Annotated in this window: 17 protein-coding genes and 2 pseudogenes; 4 read left to right on the top strand and 15 right to left on the bottom strand. The window is 63.3% G+C overall.

From position 1 onward, the window contains the following. Window positions 1-3 precede the first annotated feature (3 nt). The gene (locus tag AC0L2C_RS15605; protein ID WP_473523767.1) at window positions 4-1,176 is read left to right on the top strand and encodes a cysteine desulfurase family protein; all 1,173 of its coding nucleotides are present in this window, start codon (window positions 4-6) and stop codon (window positions 1,174-1,176) included. A 24-nt stretch (window positions 1,177-1,200) separates the two neighbouring features. Here AC0L2C_RS15605 and AC0L2C_RS15610 read toward each other — a convergent pair whose 3' ends face one another. Beyond that, the gene (locus AC0L2C_RS15610; protein WP_473523768.1) at window positions 1,201-1,626 is read right to left on the bottom strand and encodes a hypothetical protein; all 426 of its coding nucleotides are present in this window, start codon (window positions 1,624-1,626) and stop codon (window positions 1,201-1,203) included. 11 nt (window positions 1,627-1,637) lie between these two features. Beyond that, complete coding sequence (locus AC0L2C_RS15615) at window positions 1,638-2,672, bottom strand: AAA family ATPase (RefSeq protein ID WP_473523769.1); 1,035 nt, start codon at window positions 2,670-2,672, stop codon at window positions 1,638-1,640. An 88-nt stretch (window positions 2,673-2,760) separates the two neighbouring features. On the opposite strand from AC0L2C_RS15615, the pseudogene ligD reads away from it, so the two are divergent. Next, window positions 2,761-2,970 (top strand): annotated as a pseudogene (ligD, locus tag AC0L2C_RS15620) (non-homologous end-joining DNA ligase LigD); the annotation flags it as partial. A gap of 203 nt (window positions 2,971-3,173) precedes the next feature. On the opposite strand, the pseudogene AC0L2C_RS15625 reads toward ligD, so the two are convergent. Beyond that, window positions 3,174-3,445 (bottom strand): annotated as a pseudogene (locus AC0L2C_RS15625) (GIY-YIG nuclease family protein). A 106-nt stretch (window positions 3,446-3,551) separates the two neighbouring features. On the opposite strand from AC0L2C_RS15625, the gene AC0L2C_RS15630 reads away from it, so the two are divergent. Continuing rightward, window positions 3,552-3,785: a hypothetical protein gene (locus AC0L2C_RS15630; RefSeq protein WP_473523770.1), complete on the top strand. Its 234-nt coding sequence runs from the start codon at window positions 3,552-3,554 to the stop codon at window positions 3,783-3,785. A 77-nt stretch (window positions 3,786-3,862) separates the two neighbouring features. On the opposite strand, the gene AC0L2C_RS15635 is transcribed toward AC0L2C_RS15630, so the two are convergent. Both AC0L2C_RS15635 and AC0L2C_RS15640 read right to left on the bottom strand, forming a co-directional pair. After that, the gene (locus AC0L2C_RS15635) at window positions 3,863-4,165 is read right to left on the bottom strand and encodes a hypothetical protein (RefSeq protein ID WP_473523771.1); all 303 of its coding nucleotides are present in this window, start codon (window positions 4,163-4,165) and stop codon (window positions 3,863-3,865) included. A 213-nt stretch (window positions 4,166-4,378) separates the two neighbouring features. Beyond that, entirely contained in the window at window positions 4,379-4,882 is a 504-nt protein-coding gene (locus tag AC0L2C_RS15640) for a MarR family winged helix-turn-helix transcriptional regulator (protein WP_473523772.1), read from the bottom strand. Between the two features lie 130 nt (window positions 4,883-5,012). Between AC0L2C_RS15640 and AC0L2C_RS15645 the strand changes: the two genes are divergently transcribed. Further along, entirely contained in the window at window positions 5,013-5,501 is a 489-nt protein-coding gene (locus tag AC0L2C_RS15645) for a methyltransferase family protein (RefSeq protein ID WP_473523773.1), read from the top strand. Between the two features lie 30 nt (window positions 5,502-5,531). Here the strand turns inward: AC0L2C_RS15645 and AC0L2C_RS15650 are convergent, their stop codons facing one another. The 10 genes from AC0L2C_RS15650 to AC0L2C_RS15695 form a co-directional block, all read right to left on the bottom strand. After that, on the bottom strand, window positions 5,532-7,364 hold the full coding sequence (locus AC0L2C_RS15650; protein ID WP_473523774.1) for an ABC transporter ATP-binding protein: 1,833 nt from the start codon (window positions 7,362-7,364) through the stop codon (window positions 5,532-5,534). Next, window positions 7,361-8,305, bottom strand: coding sequence for an acetamidase/formamidase family protein (locus AC0L2C_RS15655; protein ID WP_473475883.1), 945 nt, complete (start codon window positions 8,303-8,305; stop codon window positions 7,361-7,363). Before AC0L2C_RS15655 ends, AC0L2C_RS15650 begins: the two co-directional genes overlap by 4 nt. Beyond that, window positions 8,295-9,890 carry an ABC transporter substrate-binding protein gene (locus AC0L2C_RS15660; protein ID WP_473523836.1) on the bottom strand — a complete coding sequence of 532 codons (1,596 nt, stop codon included), beginning with the start codon at window positions 9,888-9,890 and terminating at the stop codon, window positions 8,295-8,297. Before AC0L2C_RS15660 ends, AC0L2C_RS15655 begins: the two co-directional genes overlap by 11 nt. Window positions 9,891-9,980: 90 nt before the next feature. Beyond that, window positions 9,981-10,901 (bottom strand): ABC transporter permease, encoded by a 921-nt coding sequence (locus tag AC0L2C_RS15665; protein ID WP_473523775.1) that lies wholly within the window; start codon window positions 10,899-10,901, stop codon window positions 9,981-9,983. After that, window positions 10,898-11,806, bottom strand: coding sequence for an ABC transporter permease (locus AC0L2C_RS15670; protein WP_473523776.1), 909 nt, complete (start codon window positions 11,804-11,806; stop codon window positions 10,898-10,900). Before AC0L2C_RS15670 ends, AC0L2C_RS15665 begins: the two co-directional genes overlap by 4 nt. Then, on the bottom strand, window positions 11,784-12,383 hold the full coding sequence (locus tag AC0L2C_RS15675; protein WP_473523777.1) for an ANTAR domain-containing response regulator: 600 nt from the start codon (window positions 12,381-12,383) through the stop codon (window positions 11,784-11,786). Before AC0L2C_RS15675 ends, AC0L2C_RS15670 begins: the two co-directional genes overlap by 23 nt. Next, window positions 12,380-13,507 (bottom strand): transporter substrate-binding protein, encoded by a 1,128-nt coding sequence (locus AC0L2C_RS15680; protein WP_473523778.1) that lies wholly within the window; start codon window positions 13,505-13,507, stop codon window positions 12,380-12,382. The genes AC0L2C_RS15675 and AC0L2C_RS15680 overlap by 4 nt, the downstream gene beginning before the upstream one ends. A 302-nt stretch (window positions 13,508-13,809) precedes the next feature. Further along, window positions 13,810-14,160 (bottom strand): glycine cleavage T C-terminal barrel domain-containing protein, encoded by a 351-nt coding sequence (locus tag AC0L2C_RS15685; protein WP_473523837.1) that lies wholly within the window; start codon window positions 14,158-14,160, stop codon window positions 13,810-13,812. Window positions 14,161-14,571: 411 nt separating this feature from the next. Next, window positions 14,572-15,339 carry an ABC transporter substrate-binding protein gene (locus tag AC0L2C_RS15690; RefSeq protein WP_473523779.1) on the bottom strand — a complete coding sequence of 256 codons (768 nt, stop codon included), beginning with the start codon at window positions 15,337-15,339 and terminating at the stop codon, window positions 14,572-14,574. A 117-nt stretch (window positions 15,340-15,456) separates the two neighbouring features. Then, window positions 15,457-17,202: a hydantoinase B/oxoprolinase family protein gene (locus AC0L2C_RS15695; protein ID WP_473523780.1), complete on the bottom strand. Its 1,746-nt coding sequence runs from the start codon at window positions 17,200-17,202 to the stop codon at window positions 15,457-15,459.

Raw genomic sequence — 17,202 nt, forward strand, 5'->3', positions numbered from 1 at the left:
CCAATGGAGATCAGAGCCTATCTGGACAACAATGCGACCACTCGTCCTCACCCTGAAGTGATGGAGGCGATGCGCTACTACCAGGAGACATTGTTCCTCAACGCCTCCTCAACTGCCGGCGACCTTCTCGGTGCGGCGCGTCCGCTCGATGACGCACGTATTGCGATGCTCGAGCTGCTTGGCGGCGCTGCGGATGCCGATCAGATCGTCCTTACCTCAGGAGCAAGCGAGGCCAATAGCTGGGTCATGTTCGGCGCCCTCGCGCCGGCATCACACGCGGTGACCTGCGCCAGCGAACATTCGTCGCTCTTAGCTGCGGCCCGATCTGCGCAGGCGCGTGGTCAGCAAATCGATGTTCTGCCGGTCAATGAACATGGCTTGATCGACCATGCGAACCTAGCCGCTGCTCTTCGGCCAGAGACGCGTCTCGTCTCGATCCACCTTGCCAACAACGAAACTGGAGCGGTCCAGCCGCTCGCTGCCTTAGCCGCGCTGGTCCGGCAACTGTCCCCAGTGGCTTTGCTCCACACCGACGCCACCCAGGCGGTGGCCCGCATTCCGATTGATCTCTCCGGCACGCTCGCCCAGGTCGACCTCGTCTCCTTCTCCGCCCATAAATTCCACGGCCCCAAAGGGATTGGCGGGCTGTTTATACGTGACGGTGCTGCGATCCATGCGCTGATTTCTGGCGAGCAGGAGAATGGCCTTCGCGGTGGAACGTCGAACGTGCCGGGGGCAGCAGGCCTAGCGGCTGCGGCCCGTGTGGCCAAACTGCGACTTGGCGACATGACGAAAGTAGCCCAAATGCGCGACCAGCTCGAGGCGCGACTTATTGCCTTGCGACCCGACGCAATAATTCATTCCCTCTCTACGGTGCGCCTGCCCAACACCAGTTCGATCGCCTTTCCCGGCGTTGTAGCTGACGAGGTTACCGAGCAGCTTGCCCTGCGCGGCATCTGCATCGCTACCGGATCGGCATGCACGGCGGGCGCGACTGCGCCCTCGCACGTGCTGACGGCGATGGGCGTATCGCAGGAAAATGCACGCGCGACGCTGCGTTTCAGCCTCTCAGTCAACACGACCCATTCCGAGGTTGATCGAACAATAACGGCTCTGGAGCCGTTTCTGCTCTCTTATCGACAAGCGACTCCGGCTGGCTCGTACATGCATCTCTAACTGTCGCCGGCAATTCTGCGCGCACTAAGCTCGGAACGCGTCGCCCTTTTGACCGCGCTCAATTGCGGTCGCCACAATGTGTTCGATCACCCGCTCTCGGTCTTTCCACTTCATCGCAAGCTTGCTGGAATCCATGCGGTGGTCGGCAAGCACATCCCGGAGCTGCTCTAGGTCCAGTGGCTCCAATTGACTGCGCAGGTGCTGTTCTCCCACCTGAATGGCAGTCAGAGGATCTACAAGGGACGCCGCGCGGCGGTTGCCCCGCTTGGTCAATCCTTCCGTTGGACGCGGCCGTGGGTCGCGTCCGATGTTTGCTTTTGTCGATTCGCCGGTGAGATCGGTCGGCTGAGGATCGAGAGCCTTGGCGACTTTGTCGGCGAAGGCGGGATTGGCGCGCATCTCTCCCACCACCACATCTAAGAGCGCCTTGAGCCGACGTTCGCTGGTCATAGGCTTGGCCATCACAGCTTCGCCCACAGCTCGTCGGCCAGCGCCAGGTAGGTCTCGGGCTCGCCCTTGTAGCCGTACTTCTGCTTCATCGTCCGATCGCCAAGTACCGTTTCGGCTGAACCGGAGATGCTGTTGGATTCCGGTATTACTGTGTCGAAGCAAGGGGCGTCCTTCTCCTGCCGCAACATCTTGGTCGTGTTCTGGTGCACGGTGGACTGCGCACGGAACTTGGACACAACCACGCCGAGCGGGTCGATCGTCTCAGCGATCTTGTCAGAAAATTCGCCGATGCGTTTCACGATCTGAGGAATACCATAGGTCGACAAAATGTCAGGGATAGTAGGGATGATGTATCCGTTGGAGATACGTAGGCCGTTAAGTGTAATGATCCCAAGATTCGGTGGGCAGTCGACCAACACCAGATCGTAGTCATCTAGGATAGCCTTGACTGCGCGGTAGAGGATGGCGATCGGGTTGGCCTCGAAGAACCTTCCAGAGGGAATGCTTGCCAAGCGATCCTGCACGTCGATCAGATCAAGGCTAGACGGCAGGAGATCGATGGTACGCGCTTCTCGGACGTCAGAGACGTTCTTCTGAAGCGTCTTCGACAGATTGAACGTAGCGTTGTCAGGGTCGAGGGCGTCCTTGAAGAGCTGGGCAAGCGTATGTCCATCCTGGTTTAGCTTCTGCCACTTCTTCTCGCCGATCAGCATCGTTGTGGCATTGGTTTGGGGGTCAAGATCGATGACCAGGACTCGCTTGTTACGGTAGGCAGAGAGAACCTCCGCGATGGCGACGGTCGTATGCGTCTTGCCAACGCCGCCTTTCAGATTAATTGTCGACACCACTTGAGCCATCGGAATTCTCCTCTTTCGTAGCCATCCCCGTACTTGTGACTTTCGAAAGATCGGTCCGGCCTTGAGGTCAGCTACCGGTTGGGGAAAATTGCTGAATCGGGCGCGCCAATTCGCTACCGCCTGCCGCGAGACATGGGCCATATCCGCAATCTCGTTAATCCCAACCAGTTCGTCGTCCTGCTCTGCCATCCAACCTCTTTAGCCTGTGAACGGTGGTCACAGAAGTTGTTTACATCGGTCACAGCCGGAGCGCAAGGGGGTTAACTACTTCCGCTTTATGTCGCCATTCAGTCGCTGCTACCCGAACTCGATTCAAGCAGGCGCGTGGTCGCTGGGCTTCACCCAAGGCGAGGCTCAAGGCCGCGTGTTCGTCTACTGTCTGCCCAACGGACAGGGCGCCACGGCAATCTGCCCGTGGTCGACCCGGGCGCGATCCGGTGCGTCATGCGCCGTACGCGTCACTTGGGATGAACTGCCGACATTCAAAAGTGCCAGCGCATGCGCAAGGCTTGAACCCCGAACCATTCGTTCTGCGCAAGGCCGGTCAGACCTTCTACAAACTTTTGTGATTTGCCGACCACCCCTCCACTTCGTCATTCCAGGGCGAAGCAAGGAGCGAAGCGACGCGCGCAAACCCTGGGATCCATGCCGTTACCTCGCGGCAGTGCTCCGGCGGAGTAGAACCGAACGCTACCACCCCGTTCCGCGAAAAAGCTCGAACCAGTCTGGATTGATCGTCTCGATCAGCTCGATCTTCCATTGGCGCGGCCAACGCTTCAGCGACTTTCTCGCGCTGGATGGCGTCTCGAATGTCGAAATGTTCCTCGTACCAGACCACGCTGCACGCCGTAGCGGCTGGTGAGGCGCGAGCCGCCGCCGCCGGATTTGTGCTCCGGCATGCGGCGGCCAAGATCATTGGTGACACCGATGTAGATCGTGCCGCGCTTCTGGTTTGCGGTCATGGTGGCATAGCCGGGCGAGCGGTACCCGAGATCAATGAGTTCGGGATGGCGGGAACCCATCCGCCTCAAATGATTTGTTGAGGACAGATCTCGAAAGGAGACCCCATTGTCCGCACCTGACGAAATGGATGTCGTCCTCGAAAATTTGCCTTTGAGGATCGGCGCCTATGTGCCCGACGACTTGCTTGAGGACTGGTTCGCGCCGGGAACGGGCATGAACCCGGTCAGCCCGGCAGCGCTGGCGGCCGCCAAGGCTTACGGATGGCGCTTCGAATGCGAGTTCAAGCACTACCCCGAACGGATGGAGGGCGTGTTCTGGAAGTGGGTGCCGGCGATCTGATCCGCGCAATTGCCATCGGCCCCTTGGCGCTTCAGTGATCGAGGTTGCCGCTGCGGGTGATCGCTATCGTGATCGCCTCAGCCTATCGGCGTTTTTCCGGTTCCGCCGCATTCGGGGCAGGTGCGGCCGTCGATCATGCCTGTCCCGGCGCAGCGGCGACAAATAATCACGCCGGCGCCGGGAATGCCTGGCGCGTCGGGATTGGCTTCGCCAAATTGCGCGGGTTTGCCTTGCAGCTGCTTTTTCACCCGGGCGACCGCGGTTTCATCGACTTCAAGCGGCTTGCTGCTGTCGTCCGGCAGACCTTCACGGGATTGGCCTATGGTTTCGTTGCGCGGCCGGTCGTTCGTGCCTGTCGTTATCTTTGCCTTCTGAGCCATTGCAGTACTCTTTTTGCGGTGGCGCAGCTCTCAGCTTTTGCGCTTCGAACGCCTCAGCTCCGCAGAGGTTCCGGTTGGCAATTGTTCGCCGGCAGGGCGGGCGGACGTGGCAAAACTGCCAAGCGCATCCAGGCTGAAACGGCACGCGGTCGGAGCGCCGCTCAAGCAGGACGGGAATTCCTTCAATGGCGCCGCGTGGCTACTGCATCAGCGCTAGGACAGCCGCTCCGAACGCACTTTCACATCGTCGCTCAGCTGCCGCACGACCTCGGCGGTCTTGCGGATATCGGCTTCGTCGAGAGCGACGCCCATGGTCGAGGCGATCGCCAGCAGCTGGGCGTTCAGCTCGCCGTAGCGCGCGGCGCCTTCGCGCGTCAGCTGCACAAGCTTCGAGCGCCGGTGTTTTGGATTGTCGATGAATTCGACCAGCCCCTCGGCCGCGAGCTCATCCGCCAGCCGCTGCATGCGCTGGCGGCTGGTGGGCCGCATCTGGGCGATCTGCGGCACGGTGAGCGGACCAAGCAGCGCCAGGCTTCGCATGAAGCCGAACGCACCGCCGCCCCAACTGGTGATGAGCCCGGTCTTCTGGCCGAGAGCCCGTATCCTGAAGAAGCACTGGGCCACTTCGAGCATCAGCTCGGCGATCGCCTCGGCCTTGCCGTCAGCGAAGGGGTCCGTCCCGGTCGTTCGGTCAGTCCCGTGTCGTGCCGACGCCATCGCTTCAGTTCCTTTGTCCGGGCCAATCTCTGCGATTGACACCCCCGTTGTCAACCTTTAGAATGACACCTTAGTTGTCGTTTCTAGGCGGCTATGGGCTTCGTAGCCCTAGGCATCTGCGGGAGCAGACATGGCAATGGACCTGGCTGGGCAAACCGACAGCGGAACCGCAGGTGTCATCGCGAGACCGCCGCTGCTCTTTCTCGCTGCTTTCCTGATCGGCTTCGTGCTGGATCGCCTGCTGCGTTTGCCGTTCCCCGGTCCGGGGCTGGTTAGCTGGATCATCGGCGGCTCGCTGATCCTGGTCGGTTTTGTGCTTTTCGCCGCGGGCATTCGCAACTTCACCCGCGCGACGACGCCGGTGCCGACGAATGAGCCCACGCGCGTGCTGGTGACGACCGGCATCCACGGCTGGACGCGCAATCCGATCTACCTCGGCATGTTCCTCATCTATGGCGGCATCGGCGTGGCCGCGCAGAATAGTTGGATCCTTGTCCTCACGCTGCCGCTGGCGATCCTGATCCGCTACGGCGTCGTCGCCCGCGAGGAGGCCTATCTCGAGCGGCGGTTCGGCGATGCGTATCGCGGCTACAGGCAAACCGTGCGGCGGTGGCTCTGAGCGTCGCAAGAATGCCGACAGTTGCGCACGTCAGGAAACCGCAACGAGATGACCGTTGCCAAGATCCCTCAGGGCCAGTTTCGGCGGCTCTTCGCCGATTTTTCGGGTCGGGCTCGGGATCTCCTGATCGAGACGCGCGAAACGCGGCCGGCGTCTTGCCGGATCGGGCACCGGCACGGCTTCGATCAAGCGCTTGGTGTAGGGGTGGCGCGGGTTCGAAAAGACCTGGTCGCGGGTGCCCATTTCGACGATCTGGCCGAGATACATGACGGCGACACGATCGGAAATGTTCTCGACCACCGCCATGTCGTGCGAGATGAACAGATAGGCGATGCCGAATTCGCGCTGCAGTTCCTTCAGCAGGTCGAGCACGCGGGCCTGCACCGACACGTCGAGCGCCGAAACGCTCTCGTCGGCGATGATGAGTTTGGGTCTGAGCGCCAGAGCGCGCGCGATGCAGATGCGCTGGCGCTGGCCGCCCGAGAATTCGTGCGGATAGAGCTCCATCTGATCGGCCGAGAGACCGACGCGTTCAAACAACGCCGCCACAAGCTGGCTACGCTCTTCCTTCGAAGCGATGCCATGGATCAACAGCGGCTCGGCAACGAGGTCGCCGACGCGCATGCGCGGGTCAAGCGAGGCATAGGGATCCTGGAAAATCATCTGCACATCGCGGCGAACCGCCTTGCGCTGGTCACGGCCAAGGCCCGCCAGATTGCGCCCGCCGATGACGATATCGCCGTGGTAGGGCACAAGCCCGGCCAGCGCCTTGGCGGTGGTCGACTTGCCGCAGCCGGATTCGCCGACCAGCGCCAACGTCTCGTGCGGCGCGATCGAAAAGCTGATGCCTTCGACGGCGTGGACACGGCGGTTCACTTGGCCGAAGAAGCCACCGCGCAGGTCGAAGCGAACATGCAGATCGTTGACCACCGCCACGCTTCCGGGCATTTCCGCTTCGACGGATTTTTGTTCGGCGGATTTTTGGCGGCCGACGCCGGTACCAATGCGCGGCACGGCGGCGAGCAGTTCACGCGTATAGTCGGCTTGCGGGCGGGAAAAGATATCGGCGGCTGTTCCCTGCTCGACCATGCGGCCGTGCCGCATGATGACGACGCGATCGGCCATTTCGGCAACCACGCCCATGTCGTGGGTGATGAGGATGACGCTGGTGCCGTGTTCGCGCTGCAGATCGCGCAACAGTTCCAGCACCTCGCCTTGAACGGTGACGTCGAGCGCCGTCGTCGGCTCGTCGGCGATCAGCACATCCGGTTTCAGCGCCAGCGCCATTGCGATCATCACGCGCTGGCGCATACCGCCGGACAGTTCGTGCGGAAACTGTTTTAGCCGGCTTTCGGCTTCCGAGATGCGGACGGCCTTCAGCGCCTCGACGGCGCGCCGGCGGGCCTCGGCACGCGACAGGCCGGTATGGGCCTCGATGGACTCGACCAGCTGCCGGCCGATCGACAGCACCGGATTGAGCGAGGTCATCGGCTCCTGGAAGATCATCGCGATGCGGGCGCCGCGAATACGGCGCATCCGACGCTCATCGAGGACTGCCAGATCGATGTCGCCCCGATCCATGTCGCGAAGCCTGATCGTGCCGGATTCTATCCGGGCGGCGGGCTGCGGCAGCAACTGCATGATCGCCAGCGCCGTCATCGACTTGCCGGAACCGGATTCACCGGCAATGCAAAGCGTCTCGCCGCGTGCAATCGAGAACGACAGGCCTGATACCACCGGCCGCTCGCCGTCTTCGCCGCGCACGCTGACGGTCAGGCCGGAGATTTCCAGCACCGGACCAGCCGTGACCGAAACGGCCGGGGCGGGAGCCCCGGTCCGCTTGCTGGTTGCGCCTTTGCTCATTCGAAGACGCAGCGCGGGAAGTAGAACGACACCACCCAGTTCGGCATGTCGACGATCTCGCTGATCCTGAGATCGCCGCAGACCGAAACCAGCATATAGGCCTCGACCGGGTCCATTGCGTAGCGGCCGGCAAGCAGGTCGATCATCTGCGAGACCGCTTCCCTGGCGCCCGTCATCAGGTCCGGTCCGATGCCGGTCGTCACCTCATAGCCTTTGGCATCGAGATGGCGCGTCACCGGGCCAGGCGTGGTGAAGCGCGGTGTCTTCAACCGCGCATTTTTAACCAGGTCGAGCTTGAGCACGACATCCATCGGGCTTTCAATCGCCGTGCCGCACACTTCGCCGTCGCCCTGCGCGGCATGCGTATCGCCGACCGAAAACAGCGCACCGGCGACCTCCACCGGCAGATAGAGCGTGATGCCCGCCGCGAGATCGCGGATGTCGAGATTGCCACCGACGCGCCTTGGCGGCACCACCGAGTGGAGACCCATTTCAGCCGGCGCGTTGCCGATGGTGCCGGCAAAGGGTTTTAGCGGCACCCGCGCATGCTTGCCGAACAGCGCCGGCTCGAGCGAGGCGGCGTCGTATGTCCAGATGTTCAGCGCCGGCTCCGGAAAATCGTCGGCGAGCAGCCCGAACCCCGGAATGTTCGCCGTCCAGCCGAAGCCGGACGGCTTGAACATCTCAATTGTGATCTTCAGCGCGTCGCCCGGCTCAGCCCCGTCGACATAGATGGGTCCGGTGACGGGATTCACCTTGGCGAAGTCGAGCAAAGCGACGTCGTCCACAGTGCTGTCCAGCGTCAACTGGCCTCCGGACGAGTCCAGGCACTGAAACTCGATCGTCGAACCGGGCGCCACCCGCTCAGTCGGGACAAAGGAATTGTCCCAGCCGAAATGGTGATGGCGCCCGTGGATGGTGTAGTCGCAGTTATTGCACATCGGTCACATACACATTGTCGTAGTTGATCGGGATATGGACAGGGTCGACATAGAGATTGTCGGCGCCGCCCATCCGGGGCGATTTCATGGTGAAGCGCTGCTCGTTGAAGACTGGCACCCAGGGCGCGTCTTCCATGATCTTGCCGTAGATCGCGCTCCACATCCTGGCACGTTCGCCTGATTTGGCCGGATCGACGATCGAGTCAGCCTCCGCCGCCTTGGCGTCGAGATCCTTGTTGCAGTACCACGACCAGTTCCAGCCGCCCGGAACCGCGCCGGCGCAGCTGAGGATCGGCCCGTAGAAATTCGACGGATCGGGGAAATCGGCGATCCAGGCCATGCCGCCGGACCAGATCATCGGCGCGCCGGCCTTGTCGCCGCCGGCGGCGATGACATTGGCCTGCGCCAGCGACTGGATGCTGGCCTTGATGCCGACTGCCGCCAGGTCCTGCTGGATCGCCTGGGCAATGCGCGGGTTGGGATCGGTGTTCATGGCGAACAGCTGGGTGTCGAAACCATCGGGATGACCGGCCTCGGCAAGCAAAGCCTTGGCCTTGGCCACGTCATAGGGATAGCCCTTGAATTCCTTGTCGTAGCCGGGCATCGACGGCGGCAGCGGCTGGTTGGCCGGCACCGCACGGTTGTTGATCAGCTGGACGATACGGTCCTTGTTGATCGCCATGTTGACCGCTTGCCGCACCTTCACATTGTCGAAAGGCGCCATGGTGGTGTTCATGGTGATGTAGCCGGTGTGCAACTGGCCGCCCTCGACGACACGGGCCTTCTGCTCGGGATCGGCCATCACCTCCTGGAACTTGGCCGGCGGAATAACGTCGCCGAGCACGTCGATCTCGCCCTTCTGCAGCCGCAGCAGCGCGACGATCGGCTCCTGCCCGATCTCGAAGCTGACCTTGTCGAGATGCGGCAGGCCCTTGTGCCAGTAATCCGGGTTGCGCTCGAAGACGACGCGCTGGCCGAGCGTCCATTCGGCGAACTTGAAAGCCCCGGTGCCGACCGGATGCTTGCCAAAATCCGCGCCGTATTTCTCGACCTCCTCCTTCGGCACGACATGCGAGAAGTTGATGGCCATGACATGCAGGAAGGTGGCGTCGGGCCGGGTCAGTTCGAACTTGATGGTGTAGGGGTCGACGACGGTGACGCCCGCCAGGCTTTCCGCCTTGCCTGCAGCGACATCCTCATGGCCCTTGATCGAGCCAAAGAAGCCGGCGCCCGGGCTCTGCGTCTTCGGATTGGTGACGCGATCGAGCGAATATTTCACGTCGTCGGCAGTCATCTCGCGGCCATTGTGGAACTTCACCCCCTGGCGCAGCTTGAAGGTGAAGGTCTTGCCGTCGGGCGCGATCTCGTAGCTCTCGGCGAGGTCGGGCCGCAGATTGGTGGTGCCCGGCTCGTAGTCCATCAGCCCGTCGAACAGGGTCTTGATCATCGACCAGTTCTGCCAGTCATAGCCGATGGCCGGATCGAGCGTGGCGACGTCGTCCTTGTAGGTGATGGTGATCGCGCCGCCCGGCTTGGCGTTCGGATCGACGGCGTGTTCGGCGCCGGCGCTTGTCATGCCGAGCATCAGCGCGAGCGCCGATACCGCAACGGTGGAGGTCAAGAATTTCTTCATCTCATGTTCCCTTTCTCTGGTTGTTACCGTCTTTTTTTGGCTTCATCTGAGCTTGATACGCGGATCGATGAACGGTGCGACGGTGTCGGCCAGGAGATTGCCGAGCACGATGGCGCAGGCCGAAACCAGGGTGACGCCCATGATGATCGGAATGTCGACGCGCTGAATGGCCTGCCAGGCAAGCTGGCCGATGCCGGGCCAGCCGAACACGCTTTCGACCACCACGATGCCGCCCATGAAGATGCCGATGTCGATGCCGATCATGGCGATGACCGGCAGGATGGCGTTGGGGAGCGCGTGGCGGAAAATGATGGCGCCGCGCGCAAGGCCCTTGGCGCGGGCGGTCCGCATATAGTCCTGGCGCAGCACGTCGATCATCGACGAGCGCATCATGCGGGCGTACCAGCCGGCGCCGAGGATCCCCATGGTCAGGGACGGCAGCACCAGATGGCGCCAGGTGCCGTAGCCGCCGATCGGAAACCAGCCGAGCTGCACGGCGAATACATAAAGGAGCAGCAGGCCGACGACGAATTGCGGCGCCGAGACGCCGACAAAGGACGCGACCATCAGCGTCTGGTCGGTGGCGGTGCCGCGCCTGACCGCGGCAAGCAGACCCATCGTCAGGCCGATCGCCAGCTCGCACAGGATGGCGCCGACCATCAAAAGCAGGCTTGCCGGCAGCCGCGAGACGATGAGCTCCGTGACCTCGGAACGCTGGATGTAGGAGCGGCCGAGATCGCCGCTGAGCAGGCTGGCCAGATAGTGCCAGTACTGGATGAAGAAGGGCTGATCGAGGCCAAGCTGCCGGCGGATGTTCTCGACCGTCTCGGGCGTGGCGCTGCGGCCGGCGATCTGGCGGACGGGATCGGCGGGCAGCAGGTAGAGCAACGCAAAGGTGATCAGCGACACGCCGAGCAGGATGAGCAGCGATTGAATGACGCGGCGGCCGAGATAGGCGATCATGCCCGGCCCCTTTGCGTCGGATCGAGGATGTCGCGCAGCGCATCGCCGATGAGGTTGAAGGCCAGCGCCAGCGCCAGGATCGCCGCACCCGGAAAGAAGACCAGCCAGGGCGCTGCCTGAAAATATGTCTGGTTCTCGAAAATGATGTTGCCCCAGGATGCGGTCGGCGGCTGCACGCCGATGCCGAGATAGCTGAGCGTTGCTTCGAGCAGCACCGTGGTCGAGATGCCGAGCGTGCCCCAGACGATGATCGTCGGCAGCAGATGCGGCAGGATATGGCGAAACAGGATGCGTGGCGCGCTCGCCCCGATGGTGCGCTCGGCGTCGATGAACTCGCGCTCGGCGAGCGAGCTGGTCTCGGTGTAGATAACCCGCGCGGTCTGCACCCAGTTCACCAGTGCGATCACCATGGCGACGATCCACAGGCTCGGCTGGAGCACCGCCGCCAGGCAGATGGCGAGCAGCAGCGCCGGAAAGGCCATCATCAGGTCGGTGAAGCGCATAAGCGCGCCGCCGATCCAGCCGCGGAAATAACCCGCGGTGACGCCGACCAGCGTACCGATCAAAAGCGCCACGCCGTTGGCGACGATGCCGATGATCAGCGAAGTGCGCGCGCCGAAAAGGATGCGGGTCAGCAGATCGCGACCGAGCAGATCCGTGCCCAGCCAGAAGCTGGCATTCGGCGGCAAGGGCGCGCCTTCAAGCGTCAGCCCGTCGAACATCTGCTCGTTCGGATCGTAGCCGGTCAGCCACGGCGCCAGGACGGCGCCGGCCACGACGACGGCAACGATCACCAGGCCGATCAACGCCAGGGGACGCTTGACCAGGCGCCGCCAGACGCCGGCGCGTGGCTTGACCGGCATGCGCCCGGTTGCCGGAAGATCAGGCGCGATGGGATTGGTCATCGCCGCCTTCTTCCGTCATCGCCACGATCCTGCGCGCGGCCTCTTCGACACTGATCTGCCAGCTCATCGCCAGCGACCGGAGCTGCGCATAGGCGCGGCCGTCCTCAGCGCCTTTCGACAAGGCCTCCACCGCGCGCACGATGGTCTGGCGCTCTGCGACGCGCAGGCGAAGCGACGATATCTCACTTGCCAAAAGCTTGCGCGCCTCGAAACTCTGCCGTGCGATCAACAGGGCGCTGTAGACGCCGGCATTGCCGACCGGCTTCAGCAACTGGGCGTCGGCCTTGTGCGACAGCGCCCACTCGATGCGGCCCGGCGCTTCGGAGCCGATCAGCGCCACCAGCGGCATCGGCGCCTCGCCCGGCGCCCAGGGGAATTGTTCGTCGAAGCCGAGATCGGCATCGAAGAAAACGAAGTCCGCCGCCAGCGCCTCGGCCGGCAGTTCCGGCCAGCAGCCGACCGTCTCGAGCCCGATTGCCGACAGTTGCCGCGTGATCGCCTGCACCGTCGGATGCGGACGATGCAGGACAAAGGCCTTGGCGCCGCCGAGATTCGGGATGCGCGGGACCTTGCTCACGACACCACCCTCAGGCTTGGGCGGCCGAATGTCTCGGTCCGGTCATAGCGGGACAGATAGGGATCGGGCGCGACACCCTTGGTCACCATCACAGTCTTGAACGCGGTGCCCTCGATGCGCCCGATCTGCACCGGCAAGGTGGCGTGCTGGGTTTGCGGATCGATGGAGATGTCGCCGAGCGGGGTTCGAAACGAGGTTCCGGCAAAGGCCTGGGAAAGGTCCGGCCATTGTGCGCCGGGATTGCGGGCGAGGATTTCGGCAAGCGTCCGCACCGAGGCATAGGCCGCTGCCTCGAAGGACGAGGCTGGCATGATGGTGGGCGCCGAATCGCCCTGGCGATCCGCTGCCGAGATGTCGTGAAAGTACGGCCCGACGGAAAGGTGGCCATTGCCCGCCCCGTTGAGCGCCGGCAACTCGCATTCGGTGAGATTGCAGGACAGGATCGGGCAGCGCTCCGGCCTGAAATGCGGGTCGCGTTCGGCAAGTTTGGCATAGGCCGCAATGAAGGCATAGGACGAAGAACCAATCAGATTGTTCAGGACGAAATCCGGCCGGGTCGCCTGGATCTCGGCGATCAGCCTGGAGACATCGACCTCGCCGAGCGGCAGATAACGTTCGCCCAAAACCTTGCCGCCGGCGTCGGCGATCAGGTCGCGCGCGACACGATTGGTCTCCCAGCCCCAGATGTAGTTCGAGCCGAGCAGGAAACCGTTGGCGCCGAAGCGCGGCACGACATGGGCCAGCAGCGGGACCAGATGCTGGTTTGGGCAAGCATGCATGTAGACAACATGCTCGTTCGCTTCGAAGCCCTCATAGGGGCAGGCGTACCAGAGCGTACCGCCGGCGCGCTCGAGGATCGGGATGACCTCCTTGCGGCTCCATGACGTGATGCAGCCAATGATGTGGCGCGCGCCGCTGTTGGCGAGAATGTCGGCGCAGCCCGTCGCGTAGCCATCGATGTTGCCTTGCGGGTCGCGCTCCACCGGAACGAATTCGATCGGGATGGCGGGATCGGCGTTGATGTCGGCGATGGCCGTCATCGCACCGGAACGGCAGGATTCGGACAGCAGGCGGTAGTTGCCCGACCGTGAGTAAAGGATGCCGATTTCGATACGCCGTCCCAAGCAAATCCCCAAAATAACAATGCCCCGCAGCCGCCGCCGCGGAAGGCGAGGCATACGAGGCATTTTTGCCGCCCGGCGGTCGGAGCCGGTATTTTCTCCATTAGCGTATTCGGTACGGCGGGTCAGTCAAGCGGGAAAGTGAGGGCCGGGAACGTGACCGCGTTGCATCTGGTTGCGCGAGGGGTCTCGCAGAGAACTCGTCCTATCCGGAAATGGCGTGTCCGCCTGCGCGACGCACCTTCGCTAACGAGCGGGTTTTGCTTTGAATCTTACCTCGGCGGCTGGCTGGAGCCACAGCTAGACTACGCTTTCAGCCTCGCCCCGTCAGGATCGAAGAACGGCATCGCCGAGACCACCGCGCGTGTCGGCATGCCATCGATGTCAACGCTGAGCACCGTGCCGATCTGCGTGAACGGCAGCCGCAGATGCGCGGTCGCCAGCACCTTGCCGAGCGAATGGCCGCGGTCGCTGTAGGTGACGACGCCGGCATCCTCGCCGGGTTCACGGTGACACTGGTGACGCTGATCGGCGCCTCTGCGACGGCAGGTTACATGTGCGCGCGTTGTATACCTTGGCGATTGGCGGAAACGCCTATCGCTTCGGCGTCCTGGGGCGGAGCAAGGAGCGAAGCGACGCGGGCGCAGACCCGGGATTTATCCCGGACATCAGCCCAAGAATGCAGCGGACCAGGATAAATGCAGATCTGTAGTGATCCTTCGCGCCCCCCTCTGTCCTGCCGGACATCTCCCCCACTTGGGGGGAGATCGGCAGTTTTGGCGCACCGCTCGCTCTTGCAACGGTGGCGGTTCGCGAAGGCGGTGGTGGCGGCCAATCTCCCCCCTTGTGGGGGAGATGTCCGGCAGGACAGAGGGGGCGCCTCGCTCCGCCATCAAAGGTTCTGTACCGCCGTGACGCTCTGAGGGCACGGCATGGATCCTGGGGTCTGCGCCGCGTCGCTTCGCTCCTTGCTTCGCCCCAGGATGACGAAAGCGATGTAGCGATGAGGGGCAGCCTACAGCGATTGCCCTGGCGTTTGAACAAGCCCCCCGCTCGGAGCGCCCCGCCTACTCGCCGTAGACGTCGAAGGCAAAATACTTGTCGTTGATTTCCTTGTATTTGCCGTTGGCGCGCAGGGCGTCGATCGCCGCGTCGAGTTTTTGGGCCAACTCCTTGTTGCCCTTCTGCAGCGCGATGCCGACACCCGGGCCATGGATGGCCGGGTCTGGCGCCAGGGTGCCGAGCAGTTTGCAGCAGGCGCCCTCGGGCTTTTCCAGCCATTCGGTCAGCAGGATCGAGCCGTCCATCACCGCGTCGAGACGGCCATTGACCATGTCGGTGCGGGCGTCGTCGCCGGTCGGATACGGTCTGATGGTCAAGCCTGCGTATTTCTGCTCGGCGAAATTCTGGTGGATCGTGGCGCTCTGCACGCCAAGCGCCTTGCCTGTCAGGTCCTCGGGCGAGGTGCCGGTGACGGTCGAATCCTTCGGCACGGCGATGGCCGGCGGCGTCTGGTAGTATTTGTGGGTGAAGTCGACCTTCTCGGCGCGTTCCGGCGTGATGGTGATGTTGATGATGGCATCGAACTTGCCGGCCTGCAGGGCCGGGATCGAGCCGTCGAAATCCTGCACGACGAACTCGCACTCGGTCTTCATCTCGGCGCACAGCGCCTTGCCGAGATCGATGTCGAAGCCGCCCAGCGTGCCATCGGCATTGGCATAGTTGAAGGGCGGGTAGGCGCCCTCGGTGCCGAGCCTGAGTTTCTTGTCCTGGGCGGAGGCAGCGCCGGTGGCGAGCGCCGTGGCGACGGACACGGCAAGCACGAAAAGGCGCATAATCCAGATCTCCGTTGATGGGCCTGAGTCTACGGGGTTTTGTGGGCGCGGCGAAGACGGAAACGACATGCGCGGCGGCGATCACGGCGCGGCAAGGCCGATTGCAGGCTTCGTCGGTCAGCCGGCTGCTCGTGCCCGCCCGGTGGCGGCCTGGTCGACCACCGACCCATCCGCGGAAAGGGCAACGCCAAATTTCTCGCTGGCCTGTTCGGGCGTATAGTACCCCAGCCTGACATCCCGCAGCACCAATTGCGGATCGCGCTGCAGGGGATCGCCATAGCCGCCGCCGCCGGGCGTGCCGACGCGCACGCGGTCGCCGGCCCTCAGCGCGATGTCCTGCTCCTTGGAGAGGTGCGGCGGCACATGCTGCTTGCCGTCGCGAAAAACGGTCACCGTGTTGACCGCGCCGTCCTTGCCGCCGAGCGCGCCCTGCGGGCCGAAACGGCCATGGTCCATGACGAAGGAGGCGCGGGCGTCGCCCCGCAGGATCTCGACTTCGTAGGCGAGACCGAAACCGCCGCGATGCATGCCGGCGCCGCCCGAGCCTTCGCGCAGGGCATAATGGCGGTAGAGCACCGGAAACGCCTGCTCCATGATCTCGACCGGCGGCGATTTGGAAATGCCGATGGTCGAGCAGCCATTGGTCAGGCCGTCATGACCGGCATTGCCGCCATAGCCGCCGCCGGAGATCTGGTACATGACGTAATCGCGGCCGCGCGCCGGATCGTTGCCGCCGAGCGCGAAATTGCCGCTGGAGCCGGCCGGAGCCGCCGTCACCTTGTCGGGCAGTGCCTGCACCATCGCCGCGAATACCGCCTCGGCGATGCGCTGCGAAACCTCGGCCGCACAGCCCGACACCGGGCGCGGGTATCTGGCGTCGAGGAAAGTGCCTTCCGGCCGCTTGACGATCAGCGGCTCGAAGGCGCCGGCGCTGATCGGCACATCGGGGAAAATGTGGCGCATGGCGAGATAGACCGAGGACAAGGTCGTCGCCAGGACGCTGTTCATCGGCCCGGCACAGGGCTTTGACGAGCCTGAAAAATCGAAGCTGAGCGTGTCGCCGTGTTTTTCGACCGCCAGCGCGATGGTCAGCGGCTCGTTGACCACCCCGTCGGAATCGACGAAGGCTTTTGAGCGATAAATGCCGTCGGGAATGGCCGCTATGTTGGCGCGCATCTGTTCGGCGGCGCGTCGGCGCAGCTCGGCGATCGCCTCGACGACTGTTTCGTTGCCGTAACGATCCATGATTCCGTTGAGCCGGTCTTGGCCGATCAGCAGTGCCGCCGCTTGCGCGCGGATGTCGCCGATGCGCTGGTCGGCAACCCTGATGTTCGAGCAGATGATGGCGTAGATCTCGCGATCGAGCACGCCCTGCTTGAACAGTTTCACCGGCGGCAGCCGCAGGCCTTCCTGCTCGACCGCCGTTGCCGAGGCGGAAAAGCCGCCCGGCACCGAGCCGCCGATATCGGGCCAGTGGCCGGTGTTCGACAGCCAGCAGAAAATTTTTCCGTCTCTGTAGACCGGCATGGCGAAGCGCACATCCATCAGATGGGTGCCGCCGAGATAGGGGTCGTTGACGATGTAGATGTCACCGGGCTCGGGCGGCAGGCAGCGGCCGTCGGCGATCATCTCGATCACCGTTTTGGTCGAATACTGCATGACGCCGACGAACACCGGCAGGCCCTGGCTGCCTTGCGCGATCAGCGATCCGTCAACGGCCGAATAGATTCCGTCGGAGCGGTCATTGGCCTCGGCGATGACAGGCGAGAAGGCGGCGCGCGAAAACGTCAGGTCCATCTCGTCGCAGACCTGCTGCAGCGCCGCCTGGATGACCGAAAGCGTGATAGCGTCGAGCTTTTCCAT

Source organism: Mesorhizobium sp. WSM4845, assembly GCF_055811455.1.

Bases quoted from the DNA above. Each gene is read 5' to 3' on its own strand.
- AC0L2C_RS15605 (WP_473523767.1), top strand. From the start codon at position 4: ATGGAGATCAGAGCCTATCTGGACAACAATGCGACCACTCGTCCTCAC.
- AC0L2C_RS15610 (WP_473523768.1), bottom strand. From the start codon at position 1,626: ATGACCAGCGAACGTCGGCTCAAGGCGCTCTTAGATGTGGTGGTGGGA.
- AC0L2C_RS15615 (WP_473523769.1), bottom strand. From the start codon at position 2,672: ATGGCAGAGCAGGACGACGAACTGGTTGGGATTAACGAGATTGCGGAT.
- AC0L2C_RS15635 (WP_473523771.1), bottom strand. From the start codon at position 4,165: ATGGCTCAGAAGGCAAAGATAACGACAGGCACGAACGACCGGCCGCGC.
- AC0L2C_RS15640 (WP_473523772.1), bottom strand. From the start codon at position 4,882: ATGGCGTCGGCACGACACGGGACTGACCGAACGACCGGGACGGACCCC.
- AC0L2C_RS15645 (WP_473523773.1), top strand. From the start codon at position 5,013: ATGGCAATGGACCTGGCTGGGCAAACCGACAGCGGAACCGCAGGTGTC.
- AC0L2C_RS15650 (WP_473523774.1), bottom strand. From the start codon at position 7,364: ATGAGCAAAGGCGCAACCAGCAAGCGGACCGGGGCTCCCGCCCCGGCC.
- AC0L2C_RS15655 (WP_473475883.1), bottom strand. From the start codon at position 8,305: ATGTGCAATAACTGCGACTACACCATCCACGGGCGCCATCACCATTTC.
- AC0L2C_RS15660 (WP_473523836.1), bottom strand. From the start codon at position 9,890: ATGCTCGGCATGACAAGCGCCGGCGCCGAACACGCCGTCGATCCGAAC.
- AC0L2C_RS15665 (WP_473523775.1), bottom strand. From the start codon at position 10,901: ATGATCGCCTATCTCGGCCGCCGCGTCATTCAATCGCTGCTCATCCTG.
- AC0L2C_RS15670 (WP_473523776.1), bottom strand. From the start codon at position 11,806: ATGACCAATCCCATCGCGCCTGATCTTCCGGCAACCGGGCGCATGCCG.
- AC0L2C_RS15690 (WP_473523779.1), bottom strand. From the start codon at position 15,339: ATGCGCCTTTTCGTGCTTGCCGTGTCCGTCGCCACGGCGCTCGCCACC.
- AC0L2C_RS15695 (WP_473523780.1), bottom strand. From the start codon at position 17,202: ATGGAAAAGCTCGACGCTATCACGCTTTCGGTCATCCAGGCGGCGCTG.